General features: G+C 32.0%; 31 protein-coding genes and 1 pseudogene. 17 read left to right on the forward strand and 15 right to left on the reverse strand.

All coding sequences use genetic code 11. The features are described from left to right. Positions 1-202: pseudogene (locus B2G86_RS09735) on the forward strand (fatty acid desaturase); the annotation flags it as partial. An 807-nt stretch (positions 203-1009) separates the two neighbouring features. On the opposite strand, the gene B2G86_RS09740 reads toward B2G86_RS09735, so the two are convergent. Beyond that, complete coding sequence (locus B2G86_RS09740) at positions 1010-1423, reverse strand: DUF2871 domain-containing protein (protein ID WP_078357911.1); 414 nt, start codon at positions 1421-1423, stop codon at positions 1010-1012. A gap of 274 nt (positions 1424-1697) precedes the next feature. On the opposite strand from B2G86_RS09740, the gene B2G86_RS13575 reads away from it, so the two are divergent. The 5 genes from B2G86_RS13575 (at position 1698) to B2G86_RS09760 (ending at position 5748) form a co-directional block, all read left to right on the forward strand. Beyond that, entirely contained in the window at positions 1698-2459 is a 762-nt protein-coding gene (locus B2G86_RS13575; protein WP_338011997.1) for a BglG family transcription antiterminator, read from the forward strand. 117 nt (positions 2460-2576) lie between these two features. Then, positions 2577-3641 (forward strand): BglG family transcription antiterminator, encoded by a 1065-nt coding sequence (locus B2G86_RS13580; protein WP_338011998.1) that lies wholly within the window; start codon positions 2577-2579, stop codon positions 3639-3641. A 2-nt stretch (positions 3642-3643) separates the two neighbouring features. Further along, positions 3644-4084 (forward strand): PTS sugar transporter subunit IIA, encoded by a 441-nt coding sequence (locus B2G86_RS09750; protein ID WP_078357912.1) that lies wholly within the window; start codon positions 3644-3646, stop codon positions 4082-4084. A gap of 1 nt (position 4085) precedes the next feature. Next, positions 4086-4370: a PTS sugar transporter subunit IIB gene (locus B2G86_RS09755; protein ID WP_078357913.1), complete on the forward strand. Its 285-nt coding sequence runs from the start codon at positions 4086-4088 to the stop codon at positions 4368-4370. A 19-nt stretch (positions 4371-4389) separates the two neighbouring features. Continuing rightward, positions 4390-5748 (forward strand): PTS ascorbate transporter subunit IIC, encoded by a 1359-nt coding sequence (locus B2G86_RS09760; protein ID WP_078357914.1) that lies wholly within the window; start codon positions 4390-4392, stop codon positions 5746-5748. Positions 5749-6699: 951 nt separating this feature from the next. On the opposite strand, the gene B2G86_RS09765 is transcribed toward B2G86_RS09760, so the two are convergent. The 6 genes from B2G86_RS09765 to B2G86_RS09785 all read right to left on the reverse strand — a co-directional run bounded on the left by B2G86_RS09765 (position 6700) and on the right by B2G86_RS09785 (position 9029). Beyond that, a complete protein-coding gene (locus B2G86_RS09765) occupies positions 6700-6966 on the reverse strand; it encodes a Txe/YoeB family addiction module toxin (protein WP_078357915.1) in 267 nt (88 codons plus the stop codon). Next, a complete protein-coding gene (locus B2G86_RS09770) occupies positions 6966-7229 on the reverse strand; it encodes a type II toxin-antitoxin system Phd/YefM family antitoxin (RefSeq protein WP_078357916.1) in 264 nt (87 codons plus the stop codon). Before B2G86_RS09770 ends, B2G86_RS09765 begins: the two co-directional genes overlap by 1 nt. Positions 7230-7301: 72 nt before the next feature. Continuing rightward, on the reverse strand, positions 7302-7439 hold the full coding sequence (locus B2G86_RS13435) for a hypothetical protein (protein WP_088369003.1): 138 nt from the start codon (positions 7437-7439) through the stop codon (positions 7302-7304). A 63-nt stretch (positions 7440-7502) separates the two neighbouring features. After that, positions 7503-8387 carry a permease gene (locus B2G86_RS09775; RefSeq protein ID WP_078357917.1) on the reverse strand — a complete coding sequence of 295 codons (885 nt, stop codon included), beginning with the start codon at positions 8385-8387 and terminating at the stop codon, positions 7503-7505. Between the two features lie 88 nt (positions 8388-8475). After that, the gene (locus tag B2G86_RS09780; RefSeq protein ID WP_078357918.1) at positions 8476-8796 is read right to left on the reverse strand and encodes an ArsR/SmtB family transcription factor; all 321 of its coding nucleotides are present in this window, start codon (positions 8794-8796) and stop codon (positions 8476-8478) included. Between the two features lie 32 nt (positions 8797-8828). Then, positions 8829-9029 (reverse strand): hypothetical protein, encoded by a 201-nt coding sequence (locus B2G86_RS09785; RefSeq protein WP_078357919.1) that lies wholly within the window; start codon positions 9027-9029, stop codon positions 8829-8831. A 202-nt stretch (positions 9030-9231) separates the two neighbouring features. Here B2G86_RS09785 and B2G86_RS09790 point away from each other — a divergent pair, with 202 nt between their 5' ends. Genes B2G86_RS09790 through chrA form a run of 4 tightly spaced genes read left to right on the forward strand, consistent with a single transcriptional unit; the run spans position 9232 to position 12445 of the window. Continuing rightward, complete coding sequence (locus B2G86_RS09790; RefSeq protein WP_078357920.1) at positions 9232-9546, forward strand: ArsR/SmtB family transcription factor; 315 nt, start codon at positions 9232-9234, stop codon at positions 9544-9546. Continuing rightward, entirely contained in the window at positions 9546-10835 is a 1290-nt protein-coding gene (arsB, locus tag B2G86_RS09795) for an arsenite efflux transporter membrane subunit ArsB (RefSeq protein WP_078357921.1), read from the forward strand. Before B2G86_RS09790 ends, arsB begins: the two co-directional genes overlap by 1 nt. A 17-nt stretch (positions 10836-10852) precedes the next feature. Continuing rightward, positions 10853-11245, forward strand: coding sequence for an arsenate reductase (thioredoxin) (gene arsC / locus B2G86_RS09800; protein ID WP_078357922.1), 393 nt, complete (start codon positions 10853-10855; stop codon positions 11243-11245). Between the two features lie 36 nt (positions 11246-11281). Beyond that, positions 11282-12445, forward strand: a complete 1164-nt coding sequence (gene chrA / locus B2G86_RS09805) for a chromate efflux transporter (RefSeq protein ID WP_078357923.1) — start codon at positions 11282-11284, stop codon at positions 12443-12445. Between the two features lie 92 nt (positions 12446-12537). On the opposite strand, the gene B2G86_RS09810 is transcribed toward chrA, so the two are convergent. The 4 genes from B2G86_RS09810 to B2G86_RS09825 are packed head-to-tail and all read right to left on the reverse strand — an operon-like array spanning position 12538 to position 16066. Beyond that, positions 12538-13308, reverse strand: a complete 771-nt coding sequence (locus B2G86_RS09810; RefSeq protein WP_078357924.1) for a DeoR/GlpR family DNA-binding transcription regulator — start codon at positions 13306-13308, stop codon at positions 12538-12540. Between the two features lie 24 nt (positions 13309-13332). After that, the gene (locus B2G86_RS09815; RefSeq protein ID WP_078357925.1) at positions 13333-14196 is read right to left on the reverse strand and encodes a ketose-bisphosphate aldolase; all 864 of its coding nucleotides are present in this window, start codon (positions 14194-14196) and stop codon (positions 13333-13335) included. A 30-nt stretch (positions 14197-14226) separates the two neighbouring features. Beyond that, positions 14227-15609, reverse strand: coding sequence for a PTS fructose transporter subunit IIC (locus B2G86_RS09820; RefSeq protein ID WP_078357926.1), 1383 nt, complete (start codon positions 15607-15609; stop codon positions 14227-14229). A 10-nt stretch (positions 15610-15619) separates the two neighbouring features. Then, positions 15620-16066, reverse strand: a complete 447-nt coding sequence (locus B2G86_RS09825; RefSeq protein WP_078357927.1) for a PTS sugar transporter subunit IIA — start codon at positions 16064-16066, stop codon at positions 15620-15622. 820 nt (positions 16067-16886) lie between these two features. On the opposite strand from B2G86_RS09825, the gene B2G86_RS09830 reads away from it, so the two are divergent. After that, a complete protein-coding gene (locus tag B2G86_RS09830; protein WP_078357928.1) occupies positions 16887-18029 on the forward strand; it encodes an NADH-dependent flavin oxidoreductase in 1143 nt (380 codons plus the stop codon). A gap of 65 nt (positions 18030-18094) precedes the next feature. On the opposite strand, the gene isaB is transcribed toward B2G86_RS09830, so the two are convergent. Then, positions 18095-18646, reverse strand: a complete 552-nt coding sequence (gene isaB, locus B2G86_RS09835; RefSeq protein WP_078357929.1) for an immunodominant staphylococcal antigen IsaB family protein — start codon at positions 18644-18646, stop codon at positions 18095-18097. A 1053-nt stretch (positions 18647-19699) separates the two neighbouring features. Between isaB and rpiA the strand changes: the two genes are divergently transcribed. From rpiA to B2G86_RS09865, 6 genes are all read left to right on the forward strand, one after another. After that, a complete protein-coding gene (gene rpiA / locus B2G86_RS09840) occupies positions 19700-20380 on the forward strand; it encodes a ribose-5-phosphate isomerase RpiA (RefSeq protein WP_078357930.1) in 681 nt (226 codons plus the stop codon). Positions 20381-20472: 92 nt separating this feature from the next. Beyond that, positions 20473-20925 (forward strand): DM13 domain-containing protein, encoded by a 453-nt coding sequence (locus tag B2G86_RS09845; RefSeq protein ID WP_078357931.1) that lies wholly within the window; start codon positions 20473-20475, stop codon positions 20923-20925. A 71-nt stretch (positions 20926-20996) separates the two neighbouring features. After that, positions 20997-21434: a DoxX family protein gene (locus B2G86_RS09850; RefSeq protein WP_078357932.1), complete on the forward strand. Its 438-nt coding sequence runs from the start codon at positions 20997-20999 to the stop codon at positions 21432-21434. A gap of 5 nt (positions 21435-21439) precedes the next feature. Then, positions 21440-22120 carry a response regulator transcription factor gene (locus tag B2G86_RS09855; RefSeq protein WP_078357933.1) on the forward strand — a complete coding sequence of 227 codons (681 nt, stop codon included), beginning with the start codon at positions 21440-21442 and terminating at the stop codon, positions 22118-22120. Continuing rightward, positions 22121-23164, forward strand: a complete 1044-nt coding sequence (locus B2G86_RS09860) for a HAMP domain-containing sensor histidine kinase (protein ID WP_078357934.1) — start codon at positions 22121-22123, stop codon at positions 23162-23164. Between the two features lie 38 nt (positions 23165-23202). Beyond that, positions 23203-23856, forward strand: coding sequence for a CPBP family intramembrane glutamic endopeptidase (locus tag B2G86_RS09865; protein ID WP_078357935.1), 654 nt, complete (start codon positions 23203-23205; stop codon positions 23854-23856). 310 nt (positions 23857-24166) lie between these two features. Here B2G86_RS09865 and B2G86_RS09870 read toward each other — a convergent pair whose 3' ends face one another. From B2G86_RS09870 to B2G86_RS09880, 3 genes are all read right to left on the reverse strand, one after another. Next, positions 24167-24574, reverse strand: a complete 408-nt coding sequence (locus B2G86_RS09870) for an Rrf2 family transcriptional regulator (protein WP_078357936.1) — start codon at positions 24572-24574, stop codon at positions 24167-24169. Between the two features lie 70 nt (positions 24575-24644). Beyond that, on the reverse strand, positions 24645-25274 hold the full coding sequence (locus tag B2G86_RS09875; protein ID WP_078357937.1) for an NAD(P)-dependent oxidoreductase: 630 nt from the start codon (positions 25272-25274) through the stop codon (positions 24645-24647). A 139-nt stretch (positions 25275-25413) separates the two neighbouring features. After that, a complete protein-coding gene (locus tag B2G86_RS09880; RefSeq protein WP_078357938.1) occupies positions 25414-25812 on the reverse strand; it encodes an aggregation-promoting factor C-terminal-like domain-containing protein in 399 nt (132 codons plus the stop codon). Positions 25813-25847: the final 35 nt, after the last annotated feature.

A 25847-nucleotide genomic window follows, 5' to 3' on the forward strand; every position in this document is an offset into this window, starting at 1 on the left:
CCATGTGCATCACTTAAGCCCAAGAATACCAAACTATCAATTAGAACAAGCACATGAAAAGACACCACCATTACATCATGCAACTACAATTACAATCAAAGATAGCTTCGAATCTTTAAAATATAAACTTTATGACGAAAAAAATAAATGCTTTATCACTTTTAAAGAATATGCACGTAGATTTAATAGAGGACATGCATAACATAGCTATAAATATATGAGGCCGGGACAAATTAATTGTCTCGGCTCTTTTTAGTGTGGAGGAAGTGGGCGATGTGTGGTTTGTGGATAGGCTTGGTTGTGGATCTTGATTGGGGGCTTGGCGTATATGAGGTCGTGCATAAGGTCGTGCGCTAACTTGTAATATTCTGGATAGTGCTCCTTAGGTTGTTCTAACTGGCAGAATTCTGGATAGTGCTCTTTAGAAAGATCTAACTGGCAGAATTCCGAATAGTGCTCCTTAGGAAGCTCCTCTTACGGACATTACTCGGAATTATGTCCCTAACAGTACCTCTTGCGGACATTACTCAGAATTATGTCCCTAACGACCCTTCTTACGGACATTACTCGGAATTATGTCCCTAACGACACCTCTTGCGGACATTACTCGGAATTATGTCCCTAACAGTACCTCTTGCGGACATTACTCAGAATTATGTCCCTAACAGTACCTCTTACGGACATTACTCAGAATTATGTCCCTAACGACACCTCTTACGGACATTACTCGGAATTATGTCCCTAACAGTACCTCTTGCGGACATTACTTGGAATTATGTCCCTAACAGTACCTCTTACGGACATTACTTGGAATTATGTCCCTAACAGTACCTCTTACGGACATTACTCAGAATTATGTCCCTAACATAATGACAAGCCTGGGATATATGTCCCAGGCTTGTACGTTTAACTTATTAAGTTCAAATCAAGCAAGTATATAATGCACGAAGACTCCAAAGATATCGTGGGATTCACAATCTAAATTATGAATCCTGCTTCTTATTGATTCTTAATGCTTTTTAAATTCATAGCTTTTATTTAATAGTACATAGAATAAGATGAATGCAACTGATAAGAATATATGTCCTAACCCTGACATACCTGCAATTGCTGGGCTAGCTTCTATACCTTTTATTGTCATAATTCCGTTTGTCATTTGCATAGCAACTGTTAATAGTAGACCTACGTGATACGTGATGAAGAACCAGTTAAATAGTTTGTGATTTCTTGTTAGGCTAAAGTTTTTCTCTATAAGTAAGAATACTAGAAACATGATTGTACCTAATACGAGCATATGTGTATGCGTAACATTTAATTGAGAGTAACCTTCGAAGTCGTTAGCTCTGCTCATTTCTCTATAGAATAGTCCACTTAATAATCCTAATGCCGTGTAAATTGCTGAACTGTAAAATAATCTTTTCATTATTGTTTCTCCTTTTAATTGTTTTTATTAACAAATAAAATATTAATACAAATATATGAACTGAATATGAACAACTATATAAAATATTTAAATGCTGAGACAAATTACTTGTCTCAGCTTTTTTGAGGTTGGAGACATAGATTAAGTCCACTCCCAACTCTAAAAGTTCTTATTATTTGCATTGATGTGAAATGTTTCGGATTATAAAACGAAGTAGATTACACATCTATAACTTTAAGCAAACGCTTACAATATAAACAAGGAGGTTATTTGATTGCTTAGCAAACGTCAAAGAAATATATTGTCATATTTATCAGCTGAGAAGGACTTCGTAATGATCTCTGAATTGGCATCTTTATTTCAAGTTACTGAACGGACGATTCAATATGATTTGGAGTTTATTGAATCGTTTAAAAATGATTTGAATGTTGATGTTGATAGAAATAAAAGTTTGGGCGTCAAATTATCACAAAAAGAAAATTATAATGAAAATTCTAATGTCGAATTGGACATTCATTATTCTAAAAATGAAAGAAAAGAACAGATTATCTTAAGTTTATTTGAATCTTCAAGTCCGATTAGTTCTCAAAGTTTAGCTGATCTTCTTAATGTATCACGCCGAACGGTTGTAGATGATTTGAAGTCTGTACAGCTTTGGTTAGAAGAATATGCTCTTATTCTGGAATATAAAAAGAATAAAGGATTTGTTATTGAAGGTAATGAAAAGAATTTAAGAGAAGCTTATGCCAACGTGGTGAATGAGTATTTTCGTAAATCTACTGCTCAAATTGGAATTGAAATTTTTTCTAAAGATGAACTTGAAAAAATAAGACGTGCTGTCATTACAACAATAAGTGAACAAGATTTTCAATTAGTTCAAGTTGGTATTGATGGATTGATTTATCACATTATTATTGCAATTCATCGCGCGAAAAAGAAATTTGTTTTTGAAATTCCTGATGAAGAGTATGAGAGGTTAAGTAATACGGACGCGTTTAACATTGCAATTCAAATTACCACCGAGTTAGAAAAATGATTTGATATTGAGTTTCCTAAAAGTGAAGCTGCATTTATTACATTACATTTATTAGGTGCTAGGGTAAATAAATTTCATCAAGAAGAAACACAACAAAATTTATCTCATTTATCTAGTTTGTTCATTCAAAAAGTCAGTGCTCAAATAGGTATTCCGCTCATTCACGATCATAAATTGCTGACGGGTCTTGTTACACATTTACAACCCGCCATCCATAGAATGACTTTTAATATGGAACATTCAAATCCATTGAAAAATGAAATCTTAAAAGAGTATCAAGATTTAGTACAAGCGATTAAAAAACAAGTTTGGATATTAGAAGAAGGATATCAAGTTACGTTTAATGAAGATGAAATTGCATATTTAGCACTGCATTTTGCTTCTTCAATAGAACGATTATCTAGCGAAGAAACAACTCAAATTAAAGTCATCTTGTTATGTGGTTCTGGTGTTGGGACTTCACAATTGTTGAAAAGTCGTATTAAGAATATTTATCCAGAATTAGAAATCTTAGATGCTTTTTCAATTTATGATATTTCGGAAAGTTTTCTAAAATCACATGGAGTAGACTATATCCTTTCAACTGTACCGGTTGATGGCTTTTCAGTACCGACTATCGAAGTTTCACCATTTTTAAATAAAGAAGATAGAAATAAAATCAATCACATGATTAATGATTATAGAGAAAGATATATTTCTAGTTTCAAAATGGTAGGACCTAGCTTAGAAGATGTCATACCTGAACATCATATTCAAACACATATTAAAGCTACGAGCAGAAATGAAGCAATCAAAAAAAGTGTACAAACTTTAGTAGATGCAGACCACGTAAATAAACAATATGGTGATGAAATTGTTGACCACCTAGATAAATTTGGGCCTTATATGGTGATTGGACCAAATATCGCATTATTGCATTCAAATTTTGAGAATGTAAATGTTCCTGTAAGTATGTCCATTGTTCATTTTGAAGATGGAATCGACTTTGGACATGAACGATTTGATCCTGTAAAAGTCGTGGTTATACTCGCTACTAGTCAATCTCAAATACATTTGAACGCACTTGGTCAGTTAAGCCAAATCATTATGAATGAAGAAAATAGAAATGAAATGATTAAAGGTAACAAAGAAAGAATATTACAACTCATCAAAACGGTGAGCCAAAATGAGGAGGGTGTCTAAATTTGACCCAAATTATAAAAGAAGAACATATACAATTGAAAGATAAAGTTGCTAACTGGGAAGAAGGTATCCAAATAGCTGCAGCACCATTATTACAGGAAGATTATTTTAATAAGGATTATGTCGATTCAATGATTAAGAGTGTTCATGATATGGGACCTTACATTGTAATTGCACCTGAAATTGCGATTGCACATGCAAGACCTAACGAGAATGTGAATAAAGTAGGATTAAGTTTACTTAAACTAGATGAACACATTAACTTTTCGGACAATAGTCATTTTGCGTCATTAGTATTTGTATTAAGTGCCATCGATAACGAAGCGCATCTCGAAATTTTAAAAAAACTAGCAACAATTTTAAGTGATAAAGAAACAGTTCAATCACTTGTTTTAGCAAAAAATAAATCAGAAATTATAAATATATTTAAGGAGAATGATTAATATGAAAATTTTAGTAGTTTGTGGACACGGTTTAGGAAGTAGTTTCATGGTTGAAATGAATGCACAGGAAGCACTGAAAAATTTACAAGCTCCAGATGATGTTAAAGTTGAACATAGTGACATAATGTCAGCAAGTCCTGATATGGCTGATGTCTTTATCTGTGGTAGAGATTTAGAAGAAAATGCACAAAGATTAGGTGAAGTTGTTGTGCTAGATAACATTTTAGATAAAGAAGAATTACAAAATAAACTAGAAGAAAAATTAAAAGCACTGAACATTTTATAAACAAAGGGGAGACTGCATCATGAATTCAATATTAGGATTTTTTGTAGATGTTTTTAGTCAACCTGCTATACTTGTAGCACTTATCGCATTGATTGGTTTAATTGTACAGAAAAAATCAGCAGCTGATATTACATCAGGTACAATTAAAACAATTCTAGGCTTTCTTGTATTAAGTGCTGGAGCAGGTGTTGTTACAAATTCATTAGAACCGTTCGGGAAGATGTTTCAAGAAGCATTTGGTGTACAAGGTGTCGTTCCAAATAACGAAGCCATTATATCCATTGCTTTAAAAGATTACGGAACAACAGCAGCTTTAATTATGATGTTCGGGATGTTAGTTAATATATTTATCGCAAGATTTACAAACTTAAAATATATTTTCTTAACAGGTCATCACACATTTTATATGGCAGCTTTTCTAGCAATACTGTTAACTGTAGGTAATATTACAGGAACAATGACAGTTATAATGGGGTCAATTATTTTAGGACTGATTATGGCAGTATTACCAGCACTTGGACAATCCACAATGAAAAAAATCACTGGATCAGACCAAGTAGCAATAGGTCATTTTGGAACAGTAAGTTACTGGGCAGCAGGAGAAATTGGTAAATTATTTTCTGGGAAATCAAAATCAACAGAAGATATTAAGTTTCCTAAAGGATTAAGTTTCTTGAGAGAAAGTACAATAAGTATTTCATTAACAATGATCGTACTTTATATTATAGCTGCATTATTTGCAGGACCAACTTTCGTACATTCAGAATTAAGTGACGGTACTAACTTTATAGTATTCTCAGTTATTCAAGGTGTAACATTTGCAGCAGGGGTATTTATCATTTTGACAGGTGTGAGATTAATTTTAGCTGAAATCGTACCAGCATTTAAAGGTATTTCAGAAAAACTCGTACCAAATACGAAACCAGCATTAGACTGTCCGATTGTATTCCCTTACGCACAAAATGCTGTGTTAATAGGATTTTTCGTCAGTTTCGTCACTGGAGTTATAGGCATGTTAATCATGTTCCTTATAGGAGGCGTCGTAATATTACCAGGCGTTGTACCACACTTCTTCTTAGGAGCAACAGCAGGCGTATTCGGTAATGCAAGAGGCGGAATAAAAGGAGCCATTGCAGGATCAGCGTTAAACGGTATATTAGTAACATTCTTACCATTATTACTCCTACCATTTATGGGAGATTTAGGAGCAGCATCAACTACATTCTCAGACACTGACTTCTTAGCAGTAGGAATCGTAGTAGGATATATAGCAAAATTCTTAGGATTAGCAGGCGTAATCGCAATCATAATCATTATTGGCGTATTAGGCGTGTTATTACAAAAACGATCTAACAAAAAAGTAGTAGAAGAGAAGTAAGAAGGAATAAAGAGCACTCCGTCTAGATGACGAAGTGCTTTTTTATGTGGAGATAATCGGAAAGATGAGATATAGTCTGCTTATATTAAGTCGATTTTTGAAAAGATGAGGTAAGTCTTCGATTAACTCGGTAGTTAATCGAAGAGATGTTGTAAGTTGTAGATTAACTTGGCAGTTAATCGAAGAGATGTTGTAAGTTGTAGATTAACTTGGTAGTTAATCGAAGAGATGTTGTAAGTTGTAGATTAACTTGGTAGTTAATCGAAGAGATTGGATAAGTTGTAGATTAACTTGGTAGTTAATCGAAGAGATGTTGTAAGTTGTAGATTAACTTGGTAGTTAATCGAAGAGATGGTGAAAGTTGTAGATTAACTCGGTAGTTAATCGAAGAGATGTTGTAAGTTGTAGATTAACTTGGTAGTTAATCGAAGAGATGGGTAAAGTTGTAGATTAACTTGGTAGTTAATCGAAGAGATGTTGTAAGTTGTAGATTAACTCGGTAGTTAATCGAAGAGATTGGATAAGTTGTAGATTAACTCGGTAGTTAATCGAAGAGATGTTGTAAGTTGTAGATTAACTTGGTAGTTAATCGAAGAGTTTAGTAAGAAACAACTCACTATATATGAAAAGATAGTGACTAATGTGTAACATATTGTTGAAATGGTTGATTTAAATAACACAGAGCAAAAAAAGTATTAGGCTTTCAAAAAGAATTATTAAAAAGAAGAGGGAAAATAAAAGATTTGAATAAGCTAAGTGTGATTGGAAATCGAAAAGAACACTTACAATATTCATTGTGTAGTAAAAAATTCTCAAAAAAATGAAGATGGTGTTAGAAAACTATATACTCAACTCATAGAATCTAAAGTAGAAGATAATAAAGAAGAATAAAGTAATAAAAGTGTAAGGAAGAAAATCTTAATATTTAACTTATGATGAGAGTATTTTGACTTACTCGTAATAAGACCATGCTGAGGTGATAAAGACTTCTTTACTATCTTCATTAACTGTATAAACTACCCTGTGTTGGTGATTAATTCTTCTAGAATAACGTTCCAAATGTTTGGGCTGTAACTTTTCAAAAGACTGATTTGGAAAATAGGGATCTTCCTTTAACGTTTCTACAATCTTTAAAAACGGGGTTTTAAGTTGTGATTGTTTGATTTTCTTTAAGTCTGATTTTGCTGAGTTTTTAATAAAAACACTGTAATTACTCATTAGATATTATCCCAATCCAAGGCATCAATATCAGAATAGCCACTACTATCTTTTTCACGTTCTCTAACTTTATCCATAGTTCCTGTTGATTCAAGAAACAATGTTTCTTGAATGCTATTCCAATCTTTTTGTCCTATAATGACTGCATTATTCTCGCTTTTAGAGCCACTTATAAAAACGGGCTCATGACTATCATTAACCTGTTTAAGTAATTCATAGAATTCTTTTCTCGCATTAGTAGGCGTTTTTAGTTTTTTTACAATTTATTGATAGAATTTTGAGAAATATAAAAAAACATAATAATTATACTGCTCTTTCTCATTTATCAAGGAAAGTCATTCTTTATTATTCTGTTGATCTTTATTTTTGTGGTCGTCTGTGCTCTCTTTATTTTCTTCAATCTCTACGGAACAACAAGATTGCTTTTTAGGCTTTAATTTAGAAATAGCTTTTTTAAATGCGTTTTTTTCCATTTTAACACCTCCTTATATATTGATTACTGACGCTACTTGATTCACTATTTATCCTTCTTAAATTTAAACAATCATATTTACAATTAATCCTGTAGCAATAGCTACAACAAAAATTGCGATAACAAATGATACAACAAATTTTTTCTTAAATAACTTAGATAGCAATACAACTTCTGGAATACTTGCCCCAGCACCACCAATTATCAATGCAACAACTGTTCCTAGCGACATACCTTTTGATACTAATGCTTCAGCTATAGGCAACATTGTTTCAGGTCTGATATACATAGGAATACCAATAACAGAAGCAATGAATACAGAGATAATACCATCGCCACTTGCATATTTAGTTATAAATGTTGCAGGTACGAACCCATATATAAATGCACCAATAAACACACCAATGAATAGATAAGGTAGCATTGGGTATAAAAATGCCCACGCATCGTTTAATGCTTGTTTAAAACGAGACCCTGTTTTGTTAGCAAAAAATCCGTCTCCTTTAACATTAACTCCTTTATAACTTTCAGCTAAATTCATTTTTGAAAATATTAGACCTGTTAAAATACTAAAAATTGCTAGTACTACAAAATAAACAACAGCAACTTTCCAACCTAATAAAGCCCATAACATAAACAACATTAAAGGATTCATTAATGGTGAAGCAATCAAGAAACTCATTGCCGGTCCAAAAGGAATTTTAGAATTTAATAGACCTGCGAGTATGGGTATTGTGGAACAGGAACAAAATGGTGTAATAGCACCAAATACCATTCCAAATATATAATTAATCGCTTGGTTAGGTTTGCTCAAAAATCTTTTAATTTTATCTTCTGAAACAACTTGTTGAATTAGACTTACAATAAAGCTCACGATTATGAATAATATTAATAATTCAAAAAACAACATTAAAAATGTTTTTATGAAATCTATAATTGAATCTAACATTAGGATAATGCCTCCGAATTTGTTTAATCAACTTTTTTTGATATATTAATCAAAAAAAGTTGATTAACTTTATATTAAAAGAAGATACTTATAATATCTTACAACAAGTATCTTCATTCAAAACTACCTGTATTTGTTGCTCATTAATTTTATAATAGTTCCATGTACCATGTTTTTCAGCAATAAGAATATTTACAGCTACTAATTTTTTTAGATGATAAGAAAGTTTTGATTGCTTTAGTTCTAATACTTTCTCCAAATCACATACACACAAAGATTTTGTATCGCTTTGACGTATTGAATGCAAAATTTTAAGTCTAATTTTATCAGCAAGTGCATTAAACATCTGTTCATAAAAATCTAATTGTTCTTCCTCAGTTCTATTAGGACTGGATTTAATTACTTCCATTGAATAATCACCTCTTTGATATTTAAATGTCTCTATTTCTGTTTAAGCTCTTTTATTGCTTGGTTAAAATGAGTTTCTGTCATTTCACCATATATATTCGTTTCACCTTTAAAAAACTCTTTCTTCATATATAATATAGCTTTTTTTAGAGAAACTTTCCTTGATATCATAATTAAATTTAAATAACTAACAAAATAATCAACTGACAGTGTACTTGCGTGATTTACTCTCATAAAATTGGACTCCTTTATAAATACTAAAACAATATATCAACTTTTCTTGATGTATTAACTATAAATAATTATTTTAATTTTTGCAAGGTATCAAAACTAGTTATTTACAACGTATCCTAATTTAATACTAGAAATAGGTGGAAACTATATAGACATAAAGCTATATAGATGATAGTCTATTTAATATCTAGGAGGTATTTTTATGTCTTATAAAGAACTATCATCAATATTCAAAATTTTATCAGATCCGAGTAGATTGGAAATACTAGATTTACTATCTTGCGGTGAGTTATGTGCTTGTGACTTGCTAGAACACTTTCAATTCTCACAACCTACGCTCAGTCATCACATGAAGTCATTAGTAGATAACGATTTAGTTACTACACGAAAAAATGGTAATAAACACATGTATCAACTTAATCACGCAATTTTAGATGATATTAATCAAAATTTAAAAGTCATTAATAAATCTAATCAACGTTGTGTGTGTAAAAATATGAAATCAGGTGAATGTTGATGACAATTTTAGCAATTGTAATTTTTCTTTTAACTTTAATTTTTGTAATATGGCAACCTAAAGGCTTAGATATTGGTATTACAGCTTTAATTGGAGCTGTCGTTGCTATCATTACAGGGGTCGTAAGTTTTTCCGATGTATTAGAAGTAACTGGTATTGTTTGGAATGCTACCCTAACATTTGTAGCTGTTATTCTTATTTCATTAATATTAGATGAAATTGGATTTTTTGAATGGTCTGCGATACATATGGTCAAGGCTTCAAACGGTAACGGATTAAAAATGTTTGTTTTTATCATGCTTTTAGGGGCAGTTGTAGCAGCATTTTTTGCAAATGATGGTGCTGCTTTAATCTTAACGCCCATTGTATTAGCGATGGTAAGGAATCTAGGATTTAATAAAAAAGTGATTTTTCCTTTTATTATTGCCAGTGGTTTTATTGCTGATACCACATCACTTCCTTTAATCGTTAGTAATTTAGTTAATATTGTTTCTGCAGATTACTTTAATATTGGGTTTATTGAGTATTTTAGTCGAATGATTATTCCTAATATATTCTCTCTGATTGCTAGTATTCTTATTTTATGGTTATATTTCAGAAAATCTATACCGAAAACATTCGATACAGAAAATCTTACAGCTCCAAAAGATGCAATTAAAGATCCGAAATTATTTAAAGTTTCATGGGTTGTATTAGCAATATTACTCGTGGGTTATCTTATAAGTGAGTTTATTCAAATTCCTGTATCAATCATTGCTGGTATTATTGCTTTTATCTTTGTGATGTTAGCTCGTAAATCTAAAGCAGTTCATACAAAACAAGTGATTAAAGGTGCACCATGGAACATCGTTCTATTTTCTATTGGTATGTATTTAGTTGTATTTGGTTTAAAAAACGTAGGTATCACAACAATTTTAGCTGATGTATTATCTAATATTTCAAGTCATGGATTATTTAGCAGTATCATGGGTATGGGCTTTATAGCAGCATTCCTATCCTCTATTATGAACAACATGCCAACTGTTTTAATAGACGCTATTGCTATTGGACAATCTAATGTAGTAGGTACTATTAAAGAGGGAATGGTATATGCGAATGTAATCGGTTCTGATTTAGGTCCTAAAATTACGCCAATTGGTTCTTTAGCAACATTATTGTGGCTCCATGTTTTAACACAAAAAGGAGTAAAGATTTCTTGGTGGACATACTTTAAAACTGGAATCATTATTACTATTCCAGTACTATTTGTAACACTTTTAGGTTTATACCTTACACTAATCATATTTTAAGAAAAGAGGGTTTATTTATGGATAAGAAGACAATTTATTTTATATGTACTGGAAACTCATGTCGTAGCCAAATGGCTGAAGGTTGGGGAAAGGAAATATTAGGAGAAGATTGGAATGTCTATTCTGCTGGTATTGAGACACATGGTGTTAACCCTAAAGCAGTAGAAGCTATGAAAGAAGTAAGTATTGATATCTCAAATCATACATCAGACTTGATTGATAATGATATCTTAAAACAATCAGATTTGGTCGTAACCTTATGTAGTGATGCAGACAATAATTGTCCTATACTACCACCAAACGTAAAAAAAGAACACTGGGGATTTGATGATCCAGCAGGTAAAGAATGGTCAGAATTCCAACGTGTTAGAGATGAAATTGGCAAAAAAATTAAAGAATTCAATAGTTGAATAAAAAATTAATCAGCGATATATAAGGAGCTCTTTATGTATAATTATATAAATATATTTTTTGTTGCATTAAAACTGGGTTTATTATCATTCGGGGGGCCAACTGCTCATTTAGGTTATTTTTATGATGAGTATGTTAAGAAAAGAAAGTGGCTTGATGAAAAGGAGTACTCCGATTTGGTAGCACTATGTCAGTTTTTACCTGGCCCTGCAAGTAGCCAAGTAGGTATTGGTATAGGAACTATAAGAGGAGGCATCGGGGGAGGTATTATCTCATTTATCGGTTTTACACTTCCTTCTGTAATTATACTGATGATATTTTCAACACTATTTACTAATAGTGATGCAAGTTTTACTTGGTTGCAAGGTTTAAAACTTGTAGCTGTTGCTATTGTCGCCCAAGCTATTATAGGAATGGGTAAAAAATTAACAAATACTAAAACTACTATTATATTAGCATTATTTGTTCTTATATTATCGTTATTAATAGATAATCTTTATATACAAGTTATTGCGCTATTAATAACTGGTGTATATGGTCTCATATTTCTAAAACAAACTTCAACAGATAGAATTAAAATAAAAAGGAAATCATTTAAGTTACCAAAAAAATTAGGTTTTATTTCATTATCATTATTCTTTTTACTATTAACTGTATTACCGATAGTTAGTTCTGTGACAAATAATCTATGGTTAAAAATGTTTGATAGTTTTTATAGATCAGGTTCTTTAGTTTTTGGAGGTGGACATGTTGTCTTGCCTTTATTGAAAAATGAGTTTGTACCACAAGGATTAATATCACCCGATAACTTCATAACAGGTTATGCAGCCGCTCAAGCTGTTCCTGGTCCATTATTTACGTTTGCTTCATATATTGGTATGACTATAGCAGGCTTTGGGGGAGGACTTTTGGCTACTATTGCTATTTTCCTACCAGCGTTTCTTTTGTTATTTGGAATCTTACCATTTTGGGATGCTATTAAATCTAACACTTACGCTGAAGGATTTTTAAAAGGAATAAGCGCAGGCGTAGTCGGTATTCTTATCGCTGCTTTGTATAATCCAATTTGGACTTCAACAATTAAATCAGATTTAGATTTTGTACTAGCCAGCTCATTATTTATATTACTGATGTATTTTAAACTGCCGTCATGGTCTATTGTTTTGATAGGGATAATATTAGGTGTTTTATTTTATTAATACAAATCACAGGATGTAAATAGTACTTAAAATGCTGATAATTATATAACGAGAACTCCGGTTAAAACCTCGAAGTTCTCGTTTTTTTGATGTTAATATACACATGTAATGTTATTTCTTTTTAATATGTCAATATCATTATGCGATAAATTATAGTCAGTAATTACAGTATCTATTTCATTTAATGCTAAACTTTTATGAAGGTACTGATTGTGATATTTATCTTCTGTGACAAGTAAAACTAAGTGCTTAGAATTTCTTCTAAATGCCTGTTTTATTAATGCTTCCCCCTCAGTAGTTTCTGTTGTACCTTTCTCTAAATCAAATCCTCTGCATGAAACAAAAGATATGTCTGCATTGTATGTCAGAGCATCATTAAAAGCTTTAGATCCATTAATGGTATTTCTCTTTTTAACTACTGTTCCTCCTAAAATATTAATTTGAGCTTCTGTGAATTCTGATAAAAGTGATGCTGTGAGAACGCCATTAGTTATAATTTGTAAGCCTTCAAATTTAGATAACATTTTAATAAGGTGTAACGTAGTAGTACTGGAATCTAAAAAAATGACCATATCATCAGTGATTAGTGTTTTTGCTTTTTCAGCAAGTTTATGTTTGTTATCTTGCTCATTAAAATTAATAATTTTCATTAAATAGGGCAAATCTATTTTTTGATTGTCTATAATCATAGCACCACCACGAGTTCTTCTGACTAGACCTTTTTTTTCTAATTCTATTAAATCTCTTTTGACTGTTGCTTCGCTATACTTTACTAAGTCAATTAAATCTTGAGTTCTTGCAAATTGAACTATTTTTAGATGGTTAATTATAATTTGTTGTCGTTCTTCAATAATTTTAAGCATAAAATAGACCGCCTTTATAAATTATTAATTATATAACTTTGCTTTTCCTACAGTATTCAATAAATTCATTTTATAATCAACTACTTCTTTTAATCTTGCATTTGCAATTGGATAGATTTCGTTGGGTTCATACATATTTTTATTTTCAATTAAAGTCTTTCTAATCCCTTCAAAGAATACGCTTTTCAAATCAGAACTTAAATTAACTTTTCCTACTCCATGTTGTACAGATTCACGAACTTCTTCGTCAGGGTTTCCTGAACCACCATGCAATACTATTGGTATGGATAATCTGGAATTAATTTCTTTTAGTAATTCAATATTTAATTTGGGTTGTTTACCTTTTGGATACAAACCATGAGATGTTCCTATTGCTACAGCTAAAGTGTCAATATTAGTTTCATTAACAAAGTATTCAGCTTGGTCAGGATCTGTATATATTATCTCATCCGCTCCACCCTCACTAGAACCATTATTACCAATGGTACCTAATTCTGCTTCTACTGAAACGCCAACATTATGTGCCATTTCTACAACTTTTTTAGTAATAGCTATATTATCTTCAAATGATTTTGTTGAAGCATCTATCATCACAGATGTATAACCATTTCTAATTGCTCTTGTAACATCATATAATGTGCCACCATGATCCAAGTGAATTACAACAGGAACTTTACTATTTAAAGCATATGCTCTAACTACAGAAACAAAGTGGTTTCCAAGATATTCAATTTCATCAGGATGTATTTCTAGAATAACAGGGGCATCAAGATATTCTGCTTTTTCCATAATGGATTTAAGCATGTCAAAGCTACATATGTTAAAAGCTGGAACTGCGAATTGATTATCATTTGCTACTTTTAGTAAGTCTTTCATATTATATAACATTAAATCTCCACCTTATTTATATTAAATTAATTAAATCTTATTAATTTGTTCTTCTGAAACCTTTTTCTTTAATAATCCTACAGATAATGCAGTGACAAGCGTTCCACTTATAATTGCAATTAAATAAATGAATAAATGATTAATAACATTAGGTATAAACATGATCCAAATTCCGCCGTGTGGAGCTAAAGATGTTACACTTGCTCCCATGGATATTGCAGCAGCAGTAGCAGAACCTAATATTAAACTTGGTATAACCCGTAGAGGATCAGCAACGGCAAATGGTATAGCACCTTCAGTAATATATGAGGCGCCTAACACCCAACAAGATTTTCCTGAAGTTCTTTCCTCTAGAGTGAACTTGTTTTTAAATATTAGAGTTGCTAATGCTAAACCTAGAGGGGGCGTCATACCTGCTACCATACATGCTGCAATAGGGGCAGTAACACCAGCTGACATCAATCCGATAGAAAATGTTGAAATAGATTTATTGATTGGTCCACCCATATCAGCAGCCATCATTGCCCCAATCAATAATCCGAATAAAATTCCAGAAGATTGACCTAAGCTATTTAACCAATGTGTTAAAGTATCAAGTAACCATGCAATAGGGGTATTAATAAGGAATATCATAGAAAGCCCAACTATTAAAATAGAAACTAAAGGTACAATAATGAGTTGATAAAGTGCTGAAATAGATTTTGGTATTTTAACTTTATTAGCCAAAGCATCAGTTACATAACCAGCGATGAGCCCACTGATCATTCCTCCCAAAAATCCTGAACCATCCACGGTTGCTAGAGTACCTGCCACTAACCCAGGAGCAAATCCGGCTCGCCCCGCAATTGAAGATGCAATACCAGCGGATAAGGCTGGCACCATTAATTGAAAAGCGGTGTCACCACCAATTTTAGAAAGCGCAGCTGCTAATTTATTATATGATTCTGAATTAGGATCAGATGCATTGATCCCAAAGGCGAAACTAATAGCTATTAAAATCCCGCCTGCTATTACAAAGGGGAGCATATAATTTACACCGTTCATAAAATGATTATAAATGCCAGTTTTGTTTGTAAATCCGTTCTTTTCATTATTATCTTCAATGTATATGGTTTCAATATCATTCAAACCATCATTTATTGCATTTTCAGGATTCTTAATAGCTTGTGCAGTTGAAATTTTTTTAACTTTTTTACCACCGAATCTATTTAAGTCAATTTCTTTATCAATAGCGAGTAAGATTAAATCGGCATTATTTATTTCTTCTTGGGTCAAAATATTCTCGATTTTTGACCCCTGAGTTTCAACTTTTATATTGTGACCAAGTGTTTTTGCTGTAACTTCTAATTTTTCTGCTGACATATAAGTATGTGCAATTCCTGTAGGACAAGCTGTAATACCTACTATATTCATAATATTCCTCCTATACAGATAAAATTTTTGTAATTTCATCTGCTTGTTCAGCATTTTTAATATATTGGCGAAACTCTGAATCCATTAGTAATTTAGCTAATTCACTTAGTAGATCTAAATGTGATTCATGAGTGTTTCTTGGTAACGCAATAAGAAAAACTATATATATTTTTGTGTCATCTAAAGCAATATAATCAGATAACCTAGAAGTTTTTGCGAAAGTAATTATTGGTTTATTTATATATTTTGACTTTGTATGTGGTATGCCAAATCCATCTTCAATTCCCGTTGAAACAATTTCTTCCCGTTTGTATAAATCTTTTAGAAACTTTTTCTCATTCTTTAAATAACCTTTTTCATTCAAAACTTCAGTTAGTGAATTAAATAGTTCATTTTTTGTAGTGATTGATTCATCAAAAATAAAAGTATCTTTATCAATAAGTTCAGTTAGTTTCATAGTATTTCCCCCTTTCACCATTAAAAGTAAGCGCTTACTTGTTGGGTATAATCATATCAATAGTATTCAAACTGTTCAATAGTTTGAATGATTTATGTCATATAGAGTAAAATGTTATACAAATCATTTATTTTAGTGAACGAAATCGTCCAAAAATTAATGTATAGATAATCTTAATACATGTTTATATGAAATTTTTGTTAAATGATATTTAGATATTACAAAAATTTCAGAAGGCTTTCGTTAAAAAACCAAATATTAGAAGTTAATAAAGATGAGCATGAGACGTAGATTAATTTGGCAGTTAATCGAAGAGATTGGTAAAGTTGTAGGTTAACTCAGTAGTTAATCGAAGAGATTGGTTAAGTTGTAGATTAATTCGGTAATTAATCGAAGAGATGGTGTAAGTTGTAGATTAATTCGGTAATTAATCGAAGAGATGGTGTAAGTTGTAGATTAACTCAGCCGTTAATCGAAGAGATAGTGTAAGTTGTAGATTAACTCGGCAGTTAATCGAAGAGATTGGTTAAGTTGTAGATTAATTCGGTAGTTAATCGAAGAGATTGGCTAAGTTGTAGATTAATTCGTCAGTTAATCGAAGAGATTGGATAAGTTGTAGATTAACTTGGTAGTTAATCTAAGAGATGGGTAAAGTTGTAGATTAACTCAGTCGATAATCGAAGACATCTCCCTAATTAATCCCGATCAATACTTAACTAATCTGTCTTCGATATATTTCTTACTATTTTTATAAGCATTAAAGTAGCGTGTTGATTTCTTATGGTGGTATAGTGTTATTTCATAAGGAGGATTTACTAAAATGAATGAAAAATATGAACCTTTATTTAAGTCTTTAAAATTACCTAATGGTGTAGAAGTTAAAAATAGATTTGTCTTAGCACCTTTAACTCATGTTTCTTCAAATGAAGATGGTACTATCTCAGATATTGAAATTCCATATATAGAAAAACGTTCTAAAGATGTAGGGATTTCTCTTACTGCTGCTAGTTATGTTGAGCCTTTGGGACAAGCTTTTCCTGGTCAACCTTCAGTTTCTAAAGAGGAAGATCTTCCAGGATTAACTAAGCAAGCTGAAGTGATGAAGAAAAATGGTGCGAAAGCTTTAATTCAAATTCATCATGGTGGTGCAATGTCTCTACCTGGTTTAACGCCAACTGGTGAAGCGGCTGCTCCAAGTGAAGTTGCAGTACAAGGCTTTGGACAAAAAGAAAAACATACAGCTCGTGAATTAACTGTTGAAGAAATAGAACATTCTATTGAATCATTTGCTAATGCAACTAAAATTGCAATTGATGCAGGCTTTGATGGTGTTGAAATTCATGGTGCTAATCATTACTTAATTCACCAATTCTTCTCACCTTATTACAACCGTAGAGAAGATGAGTGGGGAGACCATTTAAAATATCCTTTAGCTATCGTTGAAGCGGTTACTAAAGTAGTGCGTGAACATGCAACACCAGACTTTATTGTAGGATATCGTTTCTCTCCTGAAGAAGTTGAATCTCCAGGAATTTCTATGGAGTTAACTGAAGAGCTAGTTAAGACACTTTCAGAACAACCTATTGATTATTTACATGTTTCATTAATGGATATCCATTCTACAACAAGAGAAGGACAGTACAAAGGTGAACAACGTGTGAAATTATTATTAGATTGGATCAATGGTCGTGTTCCATTAATTGGTATAGGATCAATCTTTACTGCAGATGATGCATTAGCAGCTTATGAAACAGGGGCGCCTTTAATCGCAATAGGTAGAGAATTATTACTTGATCATCAATTCGTTTCAAAAATAGAACAAGGTAAAGAAGATGAAATCGTTTCAGTATTTGATCCAGAAAGAACTGACAAACATGAATTGCCAGAACCATTATGGAAACAGTTTAACGCTGGATTTTATCCATTACCTAGAACAGATGAAAAAGCTTCAAATACTAAATAAAAATGAAAAAGGACTGAGACAAATCATTTGTCTCAGTCCTTTTTTGTTACTATTTTATTATCAAGTTATTGACCATATATAATTTTAGTCAAATAACCATTTTCATCAAAGAACGCTTTATATGAAGCATCGTTTGTATTATAAGGAATCATTGTGCCATTGCCACTATCTGGACCTTCTTCTCCCATATCGTTAGAGGCATGAGCTTTTTTGAAAGCTTCTTTTGTTACTGTATTTGGTTTAGTTTTAAAACTTATTTGAATGACTTCGTTTTTATCATTAAAATCTACAGTCGTATCATAAACTTTTTTAGAATAGGCATAATCTTTATAAGCTTTTGGATCTACTTTATAACCATCGATGGTAACATTGTCATATTTAGATGCACGTACGAAATTATAATCTAGTGTAAAGTAAGGATCGTATGTTGTATAACCTTCGTATTTATACCAAGGAATTTGTGCGTTTGTTTCTGAAGTACTTTGTGTATTTGTACCACTAGATCCACCTACACCTTGACCCCATTTTTGAACTTGTTCTGCTGCTTGAGCTTCTGAATTACTCGTTGTCATATATGCTGCTGAAGAACCTACGACAAGTGTTGATACAACAAACAGTCATAAATGTAAATATATCTGGTGGATGGAAAAGTTGGTTTGTAAGTTGTAGATTAACTCCGCCGTTAATCGAAGAGATTGCGTAAGTTGTAGATTAACTCCGCCGTTAATCGAAGAGATTGCGTAAGTTGTAGATTAACTCCGCCGTTAATCGAAGAGATTGGATAAGTTGTAGATTAACTCAGCCGTTAATCGAAGAGATTGGATAAGTTGTAGATTAACTCAGCCGTTAATCGAAGAGATTGTGTAAGTTGTAGATTAACTCCGCCGTTAATCGAAGAGATTGCCGAAGTTGTAGATTAACTCAGACGTTAATCGAAGAGATTGCGTAAGTTGTAGATTAACTCAGTCGTTAATCGAAGAGATTGATAAAGTTGTAGATTAACTCAGTCGTTAATCGAAGAGATTGGATAAGTTGTAGATTAACTCCGCCGTTAATCGAAGAGATTGCCGAAGTTGTAGATTAACTCGGTAGTTAATCTAAGAGATTGCGTAAGTTGTAGATTAACTCAGCCGTTAATCGAAGAGATTGGATAAGTTGTAGATTAACTCAGACGTTAATCGAAGAGATTGCGTAAGTTGTAGATTAACTCAGTCGTTAATCGAAGAGATTGATAAAGTTGTAGATTAACTCAGTCGTTAATCGAAGAGATTGGATAAGTTGTAGATTAACTCCGCCGTTAATCGAAGAGATTGCCGAAGTTGTAGATTAACTCGGTAGTTAATCTAAGAGATTGCGTAAGTTGTAGATTAACTCCGCCGTTAATCGAAGAGATTGGATAAGTTGTAGATTAACTCCGCCGTTAATCGAAGAGATTGCGTAAGTTGTAGATTAACTCAGTCGTTAATCGAAGAGATTGATAAAGTTGTAGATTAACTCAGCCGTTAATCGAAGAGATTGCGTAAGTTGTAGATTAACTCAGACGTTAATCGAAGAGATTGAATAAGTTGTAGATTAACTCCGCCGTTAATCGAAGTGTTCCACCAAGACATAGATTAACATTATGTTAAACTAAATTTCATATAGCATTTTATTAAAAAGAGGTGTTCGGTGTGAATCAAGATGATCTTAAAAAACGTGTTGCATATGAAGCGATAAATTATATTAAAGATGGTATGGTGGTTGGCTTAGGTACGGGGTCGACTATGTATTATGCTATTCAGAGTTTAGGTGAACGTATTAAAGAAGGGTTAAATATTAAAGGTATTCCTACTTCTGAAAAGACTGCTGAATGGGCGCGTTCTAATAATATTCCGCTTACTGATTTTTCTGAAGTGAATCATTTAGATTTAGTGATTGATGGGGCGGACGAGGTTGATGAGAACTTCCAACTGATTAAAGGTGGGGGTGGTGCACTTTTACGTGAGAAAATTGTCGCAAATGCTACGGATCAATTTATTGTGATTATTGATGAATCTAAATATGTTCAGACTTTAGGTAAGTTTAAATTACCTGTTGAAGTAGTACCTTTTGGTTGGGAAGTGACTGCTCGTGAAATTGAAGTTCTAGGTTGTAACGCTACTTTAAGAATGGACAATAACGGTATATTTTTAACTGACAATGATCATTATATTTTAGATTGTGATTTTAAAGTGATTAACAATCCGGAAAAGTTAAACCAAGACTTAATTTCTATTGTTGGAGTAGTTGAGACTGGTTTATTCATCAATATGGCTCGAAAAGTCCTAATCAGTTATTCGAATTCTGGAAAAGTTATAGAAATGAATAATTAATAATAAGTTCATAGTAGTTAATAAACAGTTAATGGTTTAATGCTTATATAGCGCATACACTTAACATATCAACTAAAGAGGAGATGTGTTAAATGAATTTAACAAAGACAACTATAGGTGCGTTTGCATTAACAACAACATTATTATTAGGTGCATGTGGCAATGATGACATGAAAAAAGATGAGAATATGGATACTAAAAGCGAAATGAAAGATAAAGATATGTCAAAAGACAACATGAAAGATAAAGATATGATGATGTCTGGCATGTTCAAATCTATGAATGATGAAATGGTGGAAGGTAAAGCAACGATTAAAGATAACAAATTAATGCTTACAGATTTCAAATCTTCTAAAGCACCAGATTTACACGTGTATTTAACGAAAGATGGAAATGTTGATAAGGGCATGGAAATTGATAAAGTAGATTATAACAAGATGGAACAAACTTTTGATTTAAAAGATATGGACACATCTAAATATAATGAAGTTACAATTTATTGTAAAAAAGCACATGTCGTATTCGGAAGTGCAAAATTAAAGTAAAATAACTTCAAATTCTAGGGGGAATTCAGGACAACTGAGTTTCCCCAATACTTTATTAAAAGGAGCATGTCATGAAAAAAGTATTTCAATTTTTATGTTTAATCGTTCGCTTAATGAGCGGATTGATGATTTTTATACAAGGTTATGAAAAATTCACTGGAGGATTTAGTTTAACTGGACTAACACACGTTATTGCTCAAAACGAAGATTCCCCGATGTGGTATAAGTTGATGTTTGAGTATATGATTGAACCATATACTACTTTGTGGGAGTGGGTTATTCCACTTGGAGAAATGATGATTGGTATTGCACTAGTTATTGGTTTCTTACAGAAATATGCAGCACTTTTTGGTATATTTATAATGATAAATTACATATTAGCAGATATGATTTTTACGTATCCAATTCAGTTATTAGGTTTTATTATGATTGTATTAAATATGGATAAATTACATAATCTATCAGCATATGCTATTTATAATATGTTTATGAAAAAGGAAGCAGGATAGATAATATGGCAAATATTTTAATAGTAGATGATGAACAAGATATTTTAGATATTTGTAAGACTTATTTTGAATATGAAGGTCATCATGTCGTTACAGCATCTAATGGACAACAAGCTATAGATTTAATGAACGATGATATCGATTTAATTATTTTAGATATTATGATGCCTGAAAAGAATGGCTATGATGTTGTAAAAGAAATGAAAATTAGACAGTTAGATATTCCTTTTATTTATTTAACTGCTAAAACACAAGAACACGATACGATATATGCATTAACATTAGGTGCTGATGATTACATTAAGAAACCATTTAGCCCACGTGAACTCGTATTAAGAGCACATAACTTATTAAATCGTACTCAAAAATATAATCAACAAGCGTATTTAACTTTTGGATCACTACAATTATGTAAACAAGAAAAAATTATAAAAGTTAATCACGAAGAAATTGCATTAAGAGTGAAAGAATTTGATCTACTATGGTATCTCGCTGAACATGAAAAAATGGTCATATCTAAATCGGAACTGTTAGAAAAAGTATGGGGATATGATTATTATGAAGATGCCAATACAGTAAACGTACATATTCGTCGTATTAGAGAAAAGTTAGAACAACAAAATTACAATGAATTTGTTATTAAAACTGTCTGGGGTTTAGGGTATAAATTTGAAAGGGCGAAATAAATGCTAACTATTAGAACACAAATCATCACCGCATTTATAAGTAGTATCGTATTAACGACGCTTATTTTAGCAGTAGCATATAAATGGATGTGGTTTGATGCGAACACAACATTGTTACTTACCATAAGTGCCATTATTTCAAGCTGTCTTACTACATTTATATGTATTTTGTTTATCAATCCATTAGTTAAACGTATCAGATTGATGAATAAACAAACTAAATTAATTGCTAATGGAAATTATAATGAAACAAAATTAAAAATTGATAGCCCGAAAGAAATGAAAGAATTGAGCGACTCATTTAATATGATGGCTCACAATATAGAGGCTAAAATTGAACAAGTGAAACATGAGCAACAAGAAAAGAGTGAAATGGTACAAAATTTAACGCATGATTTAAAGACCCCGTTAGCTAGTATAGCTTCATATGCTGAAGGGTTGAAAGAAGGCGTGATTACTGGCTCAAGTGAGCAACAAAAAGCCTATGATGTATTAATAAAACAAGCACAAAGAATATCATATATGTTTGATGAGTTAACAAGTGTAATGGAACTCAATTTAAACAACGCAGAAACATACAAACTTGAAACGATTTATATAGATAAACTTTTTGTAACAATTTTACAATCTTACGAACGACAATTATCAACTAAAAATCGAACAATAGATATACAGCTGTGTGAAGAAATAACGTCGATTAAACAATATAGAATTCCTCTAGAGAGAATTTTAATTAATATAATTGATAACGCATTTAAGTTTACACAAGCAGGCTCGAGAATAGAAATAAAAGTATCAAAAGAAGCGGATCATTCAATATGTATCGCTGTTTCAGATGATGGTCCAGGTATAGCCGAACAACATTTAAATCGCATCTTTGATCGAACATATCGAGTTGAAGAATCAAGAAATAAAGATACAGGTGGTTCTGGTTTAGGACTCTATATCGCTAAAAATCTCGCACAACAAATGGACGGACATCTTGAAGTAGAAAGCAAAGTAGATGTAGGTACAACATTCTATTTAAAAGTGCCGATGAAATAATAAGGAATCTTCAGTTAAGAAGAAGGAGTTAGGACTATATGAGCATTAAAAAAATTTTTGAAGACAATGAGCCAATCGCACATAATAAATATAAGTATGTCCTGTGGGAGTCTATACTACTTTCAATTATATGTATGGGAACATATACAACTATAGGGTTAGCAAGTAATTTAGTTATGCTCGCTATAGGACTCATATTATTTATAATGCTCATATATTTAATATCAAAATTTCAGTTTAAATTGATACAGTTTAAACCACTTGAGAAAAAGCACCTATTATATGGATTAATAGCTACAATACTATCTCTTGCAATATATTGGACCATTTCAGCTATAATAGGGCAACCAAGTAACCAAGTGGATGTGTATAAAGATTTAAACACAATGCCGATTTTTATATCAATTATCATATTTGTAATTTTAGGACCAATATTTGAAGAACTAATATTTAGAGGATTTATTTTAAAAGGTATGTTCAAAGGACATTTGCTGGCAGGGTTTATCGTATCAAGTATCCTATTCGGACTCATTCACGGACCAACAAGTATAGGAGAATTTATAATATACTTTGCACTCGGACTCATCTTTGGCGCATTATATTTAATCACCAATCGAATCGAAATCGCCATAATTTGTCACGGATTAAACAACCTAGTACATATATTGATATTTTTGTTTGTGTATAAATAATAGATAAGCGGGCAGTAGTGTTTGTAAGGGACAAAATTCTAAGAAATGTCCGTAAGAGTGTTTGTAAGGGACAAAATTCTGAGAAATGTCCGTAAGAGGTGTCGTTAGAGACATAATTCCGAGAAATGTCCGTAAGAGGTGCTGTTAAGGAGCACAATTCAGAATTCTGCCAGTAAGCGCAACCCCACTAAGCGCAACCTCAGAACCACACTAAAAAAGGTCTAACCAATATAATGAACGGATCTTCTCAAAGTTTGGCACTATTTAGTGTCTACTTGAAAGGGGATGTTCAGATTGGTTAGACCTTTTGTTAATTATTAGTCATTTTTGTGGCTAAGTCTTTTATTGTTGTTTTATTGAGTTCTTCGATAATTTTTAAATCTACTTCTGTATAAATTTCATCTAATGCTGTTTGTATATTTTCACCTATTAAGCAGTCTGGGTTTGTGTCTTGGTGTATTTTAGCGAAATGTTCTTCTTCTTGTATGAGATGGTATACGTCGCCTAATGCTATTTGATCGGCTGATTTAGATAGTTTGTAACCTGATTTACCTTGTTGACTATCTATTAAATTACCGTTCTTTAAAAATTTACATATTTTTCTTACGAGTGTAGGGTTACTGTTAATGCTACTTGCTATATATTTACTTGAGATTGGTTCGTCATTTATTGATAGCAAAGATAGTATATGGATTGCGACCGATATTTGTGTATTCACGCTTTATCACCTCTTAGATTCATTATTTATTATAACTTTCAAAGATGATAAAAGCGATAAGAATTGGAAATTATTTTGAAACTACAGAAATTCTTTCTTGTACATGGTTGCCTTCAGTTGCTTCGTCTATTAATGCAATAGCAAAGTCTGCATAACTTATTTTACTTTCACCTTTGCTGTTTAATGTTAATTTTTCTCCAGCAAGTATATAGTCTCCTGATCTTTTTCCGTCAGCTATAAATTCTGCTGCTGGACTTACAAACGTCCAACGTACATCATCTCTTTTACGAAGATCGTCTAGTGCTTTTCCTTGAGCTGTTGAAAGTGGTTTATAAGCATCTGGAAAGTCAGGAGTGTTATATAGTTGCGTCTCTAATTGCTCATCAACATATAAACTACCAGCGCCTCCAACAACGATTAGTCTTGTATTTGTATTTGATAAAATATCACTTAAATGTTGGATAGTGTCTTGGTGTAAATGAAGTTTATCTTCTCTAAATTCACCAAAAGCATCGATTACAACGTCAAATTGTGTTAAATCTTCAGTTGTTAATTCAAAAATATCTTTAATAATAGATTGTTTAGCAATAGTTTTATTTTCATTACGTACGATTGCAGTAACATCTAAATTTCTATTCACTGCTTCTTCTGTTATCAGTTTACCTGATTTACCATTTGCTGCGATTACGCCAATTTTCATTTTGAAAAACCTCACTTGTATTTAATTTGAATACAAGTTAAGTATAATATGTCTCATTGTGTTTGTCAAAAAGCGTGATTCATAAAAAAAGACTGCTATGCGGATATCCACATAGCAGTCTTTGATATGATATTAAATCTTACCACCAATTGTTAGCTTGACGGAATGCAATTGCAGCTTCTACTGAACCATAACGTTCTTTAGCATAGTTAATCATGCCTTTAGTTTGTTCAGTAACACTACCAGTACCCCATGCTTCTTTAGTTTGACCAAGACCTCTATATCCTAGTTCATTAACAGCGTTAGGGTTACCACTTGATTCAGGCATTACAATATTATCCCATAATGCTTTTGTACCACCAGCAGCAATAAATTCTTTGTATACTTCGTTTGTATTAGATGTATCGGCTACTTGTGTAGTTGTATAGTTAGTATTTTGAGTTGAGTAGTTTGTATTTTCACTTGCATCTGCTTGTGCTCCAAAACCAGAAGCAATAATTCCTGCTGCAGCTGTTGTTGCAAATAATAATTTTTTCATAATAAAATTTTCCTCCATAAGCAATAAATTAAATT

It is taken from the genome of Mammaliicoccus fleurettii (genome assembly GCF_002018435.1).
In the GTDB taxonomy this organism is placed as follows: Bacteria; Bacillota; Bacilli; order Staphylococcales; family Staphylococcaceae; genus Mammaliicoccus; species Mammaliicoccus fleurettii.